At 72.5% G+C, this 9,528-nt stretch carries 7 protein-coding genes and 1 tRNA gene; 4 read left to right on the top strand and 4 right to left on the bottom strand.

Annotated features, from left to right (window positions below; translation table 11 throughout):
• Positions 1–19: 19 nt before the first annotated feature.
• Positions 20–733: an ANTAR domain-containing response regulator gene (locus ACWEMJ_RS32460; protein WP_452140727.1), complete on the bottom strand. Its 714-nt coding sequence runs from the start codon at positions 731–733 to the stop codon at positions 20–22.
• A gap of 68 nt (positions 734–801) precedes the next feature.
• On the opposite strand from ACWEMJ_RS32460, the gene ACWEMJ_RS32455 reads away from it, so the two are divergent.
• A tRNA-Leu gene (locus ACWEMJ_RS32455) sits at positions 802–875 on the top strand.
• Between the two features lie 91 nt (positions 876–966).
• Here the strand turns inward: ACWEMJ_RS32455 and ACWEMJ_RS32450 are convergent.
• Together ACWEMJ_RS32450 and ACWEMJ_RS32445 are read right to left on the bottom strand one after the other, a co-directional pair.
• Complete coding sequence (locus ACWEMJ_RS32450; RefSeq protein ID WP_452140726.1) at positions 967–2,286, bottom strand: LuxR C-terminal-related transcriptional regulator; 1,320 nt, start codon at positions 2,284–2,286, stop codon at positions 967–969.
• 80 nt (positions 2,287–2,366) lie between these two features.
• Complete coding sequence (locus ACWEMJ_RS32445) at positions 2,367–3,605, bottom strand: hypothetical protein (RefSeq protein ID WP_452140725.1); 1,239 nt, start codon at positions 3,603–3,605, stop codon at positions 2,367–2,369.
• Between the two features lie 224 nt (positions 3,606–3,829).
• Between ACWEMJ_RS32445 and ACWEMJ_RS32440 the strand changes: the two genes are divergently transcribed.
• Complete coding sequence (locus ACWEMJ_RS32440) at positions 3,830–4,756, top strand: NADP-dependent oxidoreductase (protein WP_452140724.1); 927 nt, start codon at positions 3,830–3,832, stop codon at positions 4,754–4,756.
• A 45-nt stretch (positions 4,757–4,801) separates the two neighbouring features.
• Here the strand turns inward: ACWEMJ_RS32440 and pyk are convergent, their stop codons facing one another.
• Positions 4,802–6,229 carry a pyruvate kinase gene (gene pyk / locus ACWEMJ_RS32435; RefSeq protein WP_452140723.1) on the bottom strand — a complete coding sequence of 476 codons (1,428 nt, stop codon included), beginning with the start codon at positions 6,227–6,229 and terminating at the stop codon, positions 4,802–4,804.
• Positions 6,230–6,578: 349 nt separating this feature from the next.
• Here pyk and ACWEMJ_RS32430 point away from each other — a divergent pair, with 349 nt between their 5' ends.
• Positions 6,579–8,411, top strand: coding sequence for a bifunctional metallophosphatase/5'-nucleotidase (locus tag ACWEMJ_RS32430; protein WP_452140722.1), 1,833 nt, complete (start codon positions 6,579–6,581; stop codon positions 8,409–8,411).
• Positions 8,412–8,515: 104 nt separating this feature from the next.
• Positions 8,516–9,412, top strand: coding sequence for a hypothetical protein (locus ACWEMJ_RS32425; protein ID WP_452140721.1), 897 nt, complete (start codon positions 8,516–8,518; stop codon positions 9,410–9,412).
• Positions 9,413–9,528: the final 116 nt, after the last annotated feature.

Below are 9,528 nucleotides of genomic sequence, written 5' to 3'. Positions count from 1 at the left end.
GGCGTCTACCTGCGCGACATCACCGGTGCCTCCGCATCGACCGCGGCCGCCTGCTCTCCGCCGCCTCGGCCTTCTTGCGGTCCTGGGCGGCGCCCTCCTCGATCACGGCCTCGGCGACGGCCGCCATCGTCATCCGGCGGTCCATCGAGGTCTTCTGGATCCAGCGGAACGCGGCGGGCTCGTTCAGCCCGAACTTGGTCTGCAGCACGCTCTTCGCCCGGTCGACCAGCTTGCGGGTCTCCAGGCGCTGCGCGAGGTCCGCGATCTCCTGCTCCAGGGTGCGCATCTCGGTGTAGCGGGAGACCGCCATCTCGATCGCCGGCACCAGGTCGCTCTTGCTGAACGGCTTGACGATGTACGCCATCGCGCCGGCGTCGCGGGCCCGGTCGACCAGTTCGCGCTGCGAGAAGGCGGTGAGCATCAGCACCGGGGCGAGGTGCTGCTCGTGGATCCGCTCGGCGGCGGACAGGCCGTCCAGCACCGGCATCTTGACGTCCAGGATGGCCAGGTCGGGCTTGAGTTCCTCGACCAGTCGGACGGCCGTCTCGCCGTCCCCGGCCTCACCGACGACGGTGTAGCCCTCCTCCTCCAGCATCTCCTTGAGATCGAGGCGGATCAGCGCCTCGTCCTCGGCGATCACAATTCGGGTGATCTGGGGCGAGTCGGTCTCAAGCGGCTGGGCCTGCTCGTCGGCGGTGCTCACGGGGCTCCTCGGTCCGGCGGGGTACTGCATGCACGAGCCTACCCAGACACGGTATGTTTGGTTCACCACGGTGGGGGGTTTGACCTTCGAACCGCTGGGCCCCGATAGCCCAATCGGCAGAGGCAACGGTCTCAAACACCGTCCGGTGTGGGTTCGAATCCCACTCGGGGCACTTTCTCCTTGGATTCCAAGGTCACGAACCTTGGCTTGCGCGCCGCCGCGGTGATCATCACCACGGCGGCGCGGCTGCTTCCCGGGCCGCCTCAGGACGCCAGGTGCAGCCCGGCGGGCAGGCCGGCCCGGTGCGCCAGCGCGGCGGCCTCGCCCCGGGAGGCGACGCCGAGCTTGGCCAGGATGTTGGCGACGTGGAACTTCACCGTGGACTCGCTGATGTGCAGCGCCGCCGCGATGTCCCGGTTGCGGCGGCCCCGGGCGAGCTGGTCCAGCACCTCCCGCTCGCGCGGCTGGAGGCCGTCCAGCGGGTCGCCGGCCGGCGCGGGTTCGGGCAGCGCCAGCGGCAGGTCCACGGTGACGGTGGCACCCCAGCCGGGCACCGCCTCGACGGTGCTGCGCCCGCCCAGCGCGGCGATCCGCTCCGCGGTGCGGTGCACGCCCAGCGCGTCGGCCGCCAGTGCGCCGAGGCCGTCGCCGCGCACCACCGCGCGCAGCACCGCATCGCCGGTGAACTGCCAACTGACGTGCAGCCGGGTCGGTTTCTCCTGGTCGAGCATCACCAGCACGGCGGCCCGGACGGCGTCCCGGGCGGTGTGCGCCAGGTCGGCGGGGACGGAGCGGGCGGCGTCGGCCGGGGGCGCCACGTCGAGCCGGACCCGGGTGTGCCGCAGCAGCGGGCGCAGTTCGCGGGCGAGCCGGGCGAACGCGGCGTCGGCGGGCTCCTCGCTGAGCACCCGGTCCAGGTCGGCGGAGCGGCGCAGGTCGAGCAGGGCGGTGACGGCGAGTTCGGTGGCGGCGCGGCGGGCGGCGGCGTCGTCCAGGTCGGCGGAGCGCAGCGGGGCGAGGATGGCGGTCAGCGCGGCGCTGTGCGCGCCGGTGGACTTGGCGATCGCCCAGGCGCGGGCGTTGGCGGAGACCCGGGAGACGGCGGCCTGGGCGGGGGCGGCGTCGGTGGCGCGGTGTTCGGAGTGGGCGACCACCAGGTCCCACAGCTGCTGCACGATCTCGAGGGTGTCCGCCGCGAGCGGTGCGGCGTCCGTCCGGACCAGGACCAGGACAGCGCCCTTGCCGGCCCCGGGGGTGGTGGTGACAACGGCCAACGGGCGCTCTGATCCGGCGAGTTGGGCGGTGCCCTGCCAGGGGCGGCCGGGGCCGGCCTCCGCCAGCGCGCGCTCGCCGAGCCGGGAGAGCACCAGGCTGCCGAAGGCGTCGGCGAGTTCGGCGGGCCCGACGGTGTTCGCCGGGGAGTAGGCGCAGACGCCGCTGAGTTGGGCGGCGGCCAGGTGCGGGACCAGCGGTTCGAGCACCTCGGACAGCTTCGGCAGCAGGCCGGGCCGGGGTTCGCGCAGCACCTCGACGGCGCGGGCCAGGGCGTCCTGCGGGCGGGTCCAGCGGGCGGTGGCGTCCATGTCCGCCAGCCTATGGGGGGCGCGGCGCGGCGGGCCCCGTCTTTCGGCCGGGCCGACCCGGCCGAAAGATGGGGCAGCGGTCAGTCCGCGAGCCGGAGGGCGAACCGGTCGAAGACGGTCAGCACGTCCACCCAGCCGACCGCGCGGGTGCAGACCGCCTCCCCGGGCGGGGGGAAGGTGCAGTCGAAGCCGTCGACGACCATGCCGTTCAGCTGGCGGGAGTCCGGGTCGTTGATGGTGATCACCGGTCCGCCGCTGTCGCCGCTGCGCGCGACGACTCCGCCGTTCTGCGGGACGCCCTCGCTGCCGAAGACGGTGACGCCGGCGGTGGGCCAGCTGGCGTCGCCGGCGTTGGTCGTCCGGATGTTGCAGACCACCTTGGAGCTGAAGCCCAGCTGGCAGACGAAGTCCCCCACCGCCACGTCGCGCACCCCGTTGAGGCGGCGGACGAATCCGTCCTGGTCGAGGCCGTCCCAGGTGAAGGGGGCGGTCGGGGTCTCGATGAAGCCCGAGTCGAGGTCGGCGATCTTGGCCTGGACCACGCCGACGCGGTTGCCGCCCGCCGTGAAGACGGTGTCGCCGACGTTGTAGCAGTGGCCCGCCGTGACGAGCCACTGGCGCGCGTCGACGGTGCTGACGGCCGGGATGCCGCTGGTGCAGTGGGCCCGCGATCCGCTGGAGGGGCCGAGCGCGGCCGCCGCGAAGAACGGCTGGGTGTCGTTCCACCGGCTCAGCGGCGTCGCGGCGGGCGCCTGGTGGACCCGGACGGGGGTGGCGCGGGCGGCGAGTTGGGCCTGCGCGACCTCGGGCCCGGCGAAGTACTCCTGGGCGGCCTTCGGGTCGTCCACGCCGAGGTCGATCGCGCCGCCGTCGACCGTGCTGGACGCCTTGGTGATGGTGAACGGCAGGTCCTTGCGGTCCATCAGGGCCGTGATCTCCTTGCGGAGGTCCTGCCGCGACTTGGCGCTCCGACGGACGTTCAGCAGTTCGACGGGGGCCTGCGGGTCGGCCTTGCGCACGGCGTCCAGGAAGGCGGGGGCCCGGTCCGGGTCGGTCAGGTAGACGTTGACGGAGCGGTAGTCGGGGGCCATCTCGACCTGGGTGTACACGTCCGCCTGGGCGCCGCGGCCGGCTCGGGAGGCGGCGTCGGCCACCACCCGCAGCGGTTCCAGCACCCGGCCCTGCTCCTCCGGCGTCATCGCCGCCAGCACGTCGGCGGACAGCGGCTCGGGGGCCTTCTCCACGGCGAACGCCGAGGACAGCGGCAGGGCGGCCAGCACCGCGGCGAACGCGAGGGGGCGCCATGCGAGTTTCTTCATCGGGTCTCCATCGATCACTCCCCGAGTTCGGACACGTACTGCGAGCGACCCTAGGGACGGCCGGGGGCCCCGGCAATCCGGGCGCGGCGCTCCGGGGCACTCGGCCGTCCTGGCTCTTCGGCCAGGTCGAACCGTCCGAAAGACCGGCCGGGCGGCGGCCGCCCGGGGCGCAGGATGGATCACGTCGGAACGAAGCAACTCCCCATGAATCCAAGGACATTGCCATGACCAAGGCCATCGCTTTCGCGCACTACGGCGACCCGGACGTGCTGGGCCCGATCGACCTGGAGCTGCCCGAGCCGGGGCCCCGCCAGGTGCGGGTCGCGGTCCGCGCGGTCGGCGTCAACCCGCTGGACCACAAGGTGCGCAGCGGCGCGCTGGACGGCTTCTTCCCGGTCGCCTTCCCGGCGGTGCCGGGCTACGAGGTGGCGGGCACCGTGGAGGCGGTCGGCTCCGAGGTGACCGCCTTCGCGGTCGGCGACGAGGTGTTCGGCGCGGTGATGGGCGGCGGCTACGCCGAACACGCCCTGGTGGACGTCGAGTTGCTGGCGGCGAAGCCGGCCGGGCTGAGCTGGGAGCAGGCGGCGGCGATCCCGACGGCGGCGGAGACCGCGGAGCGGGTGCTCGGGGTGCTGGGCGTGCGGCCGGGCGAGACCCTGCTGGTGCACGGCGCGGCGGGCGGGGTCGGGACGCTGCTGCTGCAGTTCGCCCGGGCGCGCGGCATCACGGTGGTGGGCACCGCGAGCGAGGGCAACCACGACTACCTGCGGGAGCTGGGCGCGATCCCGGTGGCGTACGGCGAGGGCCTGGCGGAGCGGGTGCGGGCGGCCACCCCGGGCGGGGTGGACCGGGCGCTGGACGCCGCCGGGAAGGCCGACGAGCTGGCAGTGTCGATCGAGCTGACCGGCAGCGCCGACCGGGTGCTGACGATCACCTCGCCGCTGGCGGGCCAGCAGCACGGGGTCCGCTTCACCGGCGGCGCCGAGGCCGAGCCGTACCACCCGGGCGCGTACGCGGCGGTGCTGGCGCTGCACGAGGCGGGCACGCTGGTGCTGCCGATCCACCGGGTGCTGCCGCTGGCGGAGGCCGCCGAGGCGCACCGGATCAGCGAGCACGGCCACCTGCGCGGCAAGATCGTCCTGTCGGTGTGACGCTTCGCAAGGAAGGGGCCGCCCCGGTGGGCGGCCCCTTCGCGGTCAGTTGTCCAACTCGCCGACGTGGTGCACCCGCACCAGGTTGGTGGAGCCGGCCAGGCCGGGCGGGGAGCCGGCGGTGATCACCACGATGTCGCCGCGCTCGCAGCGGCCGAGGCTCAGCAGCTGGGCGTCGACCTGGGCGACCATCTCGTCGGTGGTGTCGACGAACGGGCCGAGGAAGGTCTCCACGCCCCAGGTGAGCGCCAACTGGCTGCGCACGGCGGGCTCGTAGGTGAACGCCAGGACCGGGATCGGCGAGCGGTAGCGGGTCAGCCGGCGGGCGGTGTCGCCGCTCTGGGTGAACGCGATCAGGTACTTGGCGTCCAGGAAGTCGCCGATCTCGGCGGCGGCCCGGGCGACCGCGCCGCCCTGGGTGCGGGGCTTGTTGTTCCCGGTGAGCGGCGGCAGCCCGGCGGACAGGATGTCGTCCTCGGCGGCCTCGACGATCCGGGCCATGGTCCGGACCGTCTCCACCGGGTACTTGCCGACCGAGGTCTCGCCGGACAGCATCACCGCGTCGGTGCCGTCCAGCACCGCGTTGGCGACGTCGGACGCCTCGGCGCGGGTCGGCCGGGAGGCGTTGATCATCGAGTCCAGCATCTGGGTGGCGACGATCACCGGCTTGGCGTTGCGCCTGGCCAGCTTGATCGCCCGCTTCTGGACGATCGGCACCTGCTCCAGCGGGAGTTCGACGCCCAGGTCGCCGCGGGCGACCATCAGTCCGTCGAAGGCGTCCACGATGGAGTCCAGGTTCTCCACCGCCTGCGGTTTTTCGATCTTGGCGATGACCGGAATCCGACGGCCCTCCTCGGCCATGATCCGGTGCACCTCCTCGACATCCTTCGCGCTGCGCACGAACGACAGCGCGATCAGGTCGGCGCCGGTCCGCAGCGCCCAGCGCAGGTCTTCGACGTCCTTGTCGGAGAGCGCGGGCACGGAGACGGCGACTCCGGGCAGGTTGAGGCCCTTGTGGTCGGAGACCAGGCCCCCTTCGATGACGATGCAGTGCACGCGGGGGCCCTCGACGTGGGTGACCTCCAGGCAGACCCGGCCGTCGTCGACCAGGATCCGCTCACCGCGCGACACGTCGGCGGCCAGGCCCCGGTACGTGGTGCCGCAGATCTCCCGGTCGCCCGGGACGTCCTCGGTGGTGATGGTGAACTCGTCGCCGCGTTCCAGCAGGACGGGGCCCTCGGCGAAGGTGCTCAGGCGGATCTTCGGGCCCTGCAGGTCGGCGAGCACCCCGACGCTGCGGCCCGACTCGTCCGAGGCCTTTCGGACCCGGTGGTAACGCTCCTCGTGCTCCAGGTGGGAGCCGTGGCTGAGGTTCAGTCGGGCGATGTCCATGCCGGCGTCGACCAGGGCCTTGATCTGGTCGTACGAGTCCGCGGCAGGCCCGAGAGTACAAACGATTTTTGCTCGGCGCATACCTCAGAAGCCTAGGTATTACCGGGCCGTAACAGCACGCTTCCGGCCAGTCCTCCCATGGCAGTTGGCGAAAGATTTGATGAACGGACCGACACAGTCGGCGCGATGGGGTACCAGGTGAACGCGGGTGTCCCCGATTGACGCACGGATGTGCGGTGGCCCGGTCCGCTGTCACGGGAGAGTTGCCCAGATCTCACCTGTTGGACAGCTCTCGGGGCTGGTACCGGAGCCGAGAAGACGGCAGACTGCCTCACGCGTTTTTCTACGCGCGTCGCGGCAGGTGGCGGGGGGTCAGTCGAACCGTCCGCGCGCCCGCCTGACGGCCCGTACCGCCCGACTTGGAGTCTTGATGTCCCTGAACCGCCGTGACTTCGTCACCCGCTCCGCCGCCACCGCGGCCGGGGCCGCCCTGGCCGGCGGCCTGACCGCCGCCACGGCCACCCCCGCCGCCGCGGACCAGAACCAGGGCGAGTCCCGCGGCCGGGGCCCCGTCCCGTTCAAGGCGAGCTTCACCGTGATGGGCACCACCGACCTGCACGGCCACGTCTTCAACTGGGAGTACTTCACCGACTCCGAGTTCGACGACAAGGCCCACAACGACGTCGGCCTGGCCAAGATCTCCACCCTGGTCGAACAGGTCCGCGCCGAGAAGGGCCACGGCCGCACCCTGCTGATCGACGCCGGCGACACCATCCAGGGCACCCAGCTCTCCTACTACTACGCCCGGGTCGAGCCGATCACCGGCAAGAAGGCCCCGCGCCACCCGATGGCCGTCGCGATGAACGCCATCGGCTACGACGCCGCCGCGCTCGGCAACCACGAGTTCAACTACGGCATCCCGCTGCTGCGCGCCTACCAGGACCAGCTGGACTTCCCGCTGCTCGGCGCCAACGCGCTGAACGCCAAGGACGAGAAGCCCGCCTTCCCGCCCTACGTCATCCGCGAGCTGCACCTCGGCCACGGCCGGCCCGTCCGGGTCGGCATCCTCGGCCTGACCAACCCGGGCATCGCGATCTGGGACAAGGCCAACGTCCAGGGCAAGCTGACCTTCCCGGGCATCCCCGAGGTCGCCGCCAAGTGGGTGCCGAAGCTGCGCGCCGCCGGCGCCGACGTGGTCGTGGTCTCCGCGCACACCGGCGCCGACGACCCGTCCTCCTGGGGCGACCAGCTGCCCTACGGCGAGAACGTGGGCGTCACCATGGCCGCCACCGTGCCCGGCATCGACGCGGTGCTGATCGGCCACGCCCACAAGGAGGTCGTCCAGCGCGACGTGGTCAACACCAAGACCGGCAAGACCGTCGTGCTGTCCGAGCCGCTGTGCTGGGGCGAGCGCCTGACCTGCTTCGACTTCGAGGTCGAGTTCTCGCGCGGCCAGTGGACCGTCACCGGCGTCACCTCGCGCCTGCTGAACTCCAACACCGTCGCCGAGGACCCGAAGATCGTCGAGCTGGTGGACGCCCAGCACAAGAAGGTCGTCGCGTACGTCAACCAGGTCATCGGCACCTGCAAGGAGAGCCTCTCCATCGCCGAGGCCCGCTTCAAGGACACCCCGATCATCGACCTGATCGGCCGCGTCCAGGCCGACGCCGTGCGCACCGCGCTGGCCGGCGGCCAGTACGCGAACCTGCCCGTCCTCGCCCAGGCCGCGCCGTTCAACCGCACCGCGGTCATCCCGTCCGGCGAGGTCAAGCTGCGCGACGCGGCCGGCCTGTACATCTACGAGAACACCCTGGAGGCCCGCCTCCTGACCGGCGCCCAGATCAAGGACTACCTGGAGTACTCCGCCAAGTACTACGCCCAGGTCGCCCCCGGCGCGCCCATCAACCTGGACACCCTCACCAACCAGTCCAACAACACCCCCGACTACAACTACGACTCGCTGTACGGCGTCAGCTACGACATCGACATCGCGCAGCCGGTCGGCAGCCGCATCGTCAACCTGTCCTACCAGGGCAAGCCGGTCGACCCGACCGCGCAGTTCGTGCTCGCCGTCAACAACTACCGCGCCAACGGCGGCGGCAACTTCCCGCACGTCGCCAAGTCGCAGCAGCTGTGGGCGAACTCGGACGAGATCCGCAACACCATGATCGCCTGGGTGAAGGCCAAGGGCGTCATCGACCCGGCCGACTTCTACGGCCAGTCCGCCTGGCGCCTGGTCCGGGCCGGCGTCCCGGTCTTCTAACCCCTCCGTTCCCGGGGCCGGCCGTCCCCGGCCCCGGGAACCGGAATCCCCGTCCGGCCGTCCAACTCGCGACCGTGGAACGGACGTTGAGGGGGACGACAGACATGCGCGGACGAATCGCGACAGCAGTGGCGGCAGCGGCTGTGCTCCTGACCGGGTGCACCGCGACCTCGGACGGCCCGGCACCCGCGCCGAGCCTGATCACCGCCGCACCCGAGGCCCGCCCCGCCACCGGCGACAACGCCCGCCGGGCCGCCGAGGTGGCGGCCGCGTGGCCCGGCTCGGCCGCCCAACAGGCCTGGGAGAAGGGCTACTTCCCGCTCGGGAACACCACCGAGTGGCTGCCCCGGAACGCCTTCCGGGACGAGCCCGACAAGGCCGCCTACGAGGGCAGCCGGTTCGACCTGCAGACCACGCTGCCGGTGTCCGTCTCCGGCACCGCCGAGGTGCAGTTCGCGGACGGCTCCCGCCTCACCCTCCCGCAGCGCTCCGCGAAGGACACCCTGACCTGGCTGACCGGCCGACCGGACCCGTGCCGCGGCGAGTGCGGCGGCAGCCGGCTGTCCATCACCGCGGTCCAGCCCGGCACCACCACCGTCACCACCAGCCGGGGCCAGGCGACCATCCCCGTCTGGGAGTTCACCGTCGCGGGCTACGACGAGCCGTTCCGCTACCCCGCCGTCCTCGCCCAGGGCCCGGACCGCCCCGCCCCCGGCCCCTACACCCAACCCGTCCTGCGCTCGGTCTCCCCCGACGGCCTGATCCTCACCGCGCTGGTCGAGCACGGCGCTTGCGACGCCATCCAGCCCGGCGAGGTCCACGAGACCGACCGGGCCGTCGTCCTGATCCCGCCCCGCATCACCCCCGTCCCCCCGAAAGGCGGTGCCTGCACCGACATCGCCCTCATGACGCCCGTCGAGTTCCGCCTCTCCCACCCCCTCGGCCCCCGCACCGTCCTCGGCTTCACCGACGGGCTCCCCCAACTCCCGCGGGAGAGGTAGCAGGAGGGTGCGAAACCGGGGAGCGGGAGGGTGTCCGGCCCGCGGGTGGCGCGGTGGCGGTCCAGCAGGTCGAGCACGGTGCGCTGGACGGTGACGTCCAGGGCGGTGGTGGGCTC

The organism is Kitasatospora sp. NPDC004531 (assembly GCF_053602195.1).
Note: the sequence above shows the minus strand (reverse complement) of the source record. Positions and strands in the feature narration are given on the sequence as shown.

Excerpts from the sequence above, each read along its gene's own strand:
- ACWEMJ_RS32460 (WP_452140727.1), bottom strand. The coding sequence starts at position 733 with ATGCAGTACCCCGCCGGACCGAGGAGCCCCGTGAGCACCGCCGACGAG.
- ACWEMJ_RS32450 (WP_452140726.1), bottom strand. The coding sequence starts at position 2,286 with ATGGACGCCACCGCCCGCTGGACCCGCCCGCAGGACGCCCTGGCCCGC.
- ACWEMJ_RS32445 (WP_452140725.1), bottom strand. The coding sequence starts at position 3,605 with ATGAAGAAACTCGCATGGCGCCCCCTCGCGTTCGCCGCGGTGCTGGCC.
- ACWEMJ_RS32440 (WP_452140724.1), top strand. The coding sequence starts at position 3,830 with ATGACCAAGGCCATCGCTTTCGCGCACTACGGCGACCCGGACGTGCTG.
- pyk (WP_452140723.1), bottom strand. The coding sequence starts at position 6,229 with ATGCGCCGAGCAAAAATCGTTTGTACTCTCGGGCCTGCCGCGGACTCG.
- ACWEMJ_RS32430 (WP_452140722.1), top strand. The coding sequence starts at position 6,579 with ATGTCCCTGAACCGCCGTGACTTCGTCACCCGCTCCGCCGCCACCGCG.
- ACWEMJ_RS32425 (WP_452140721.1), top strand. The coding sequence starts at position 8,516 with ATGCGCGGACGAATCGCGACAGCAGTGGCGGCAGCGGCTGTGCTCCTG.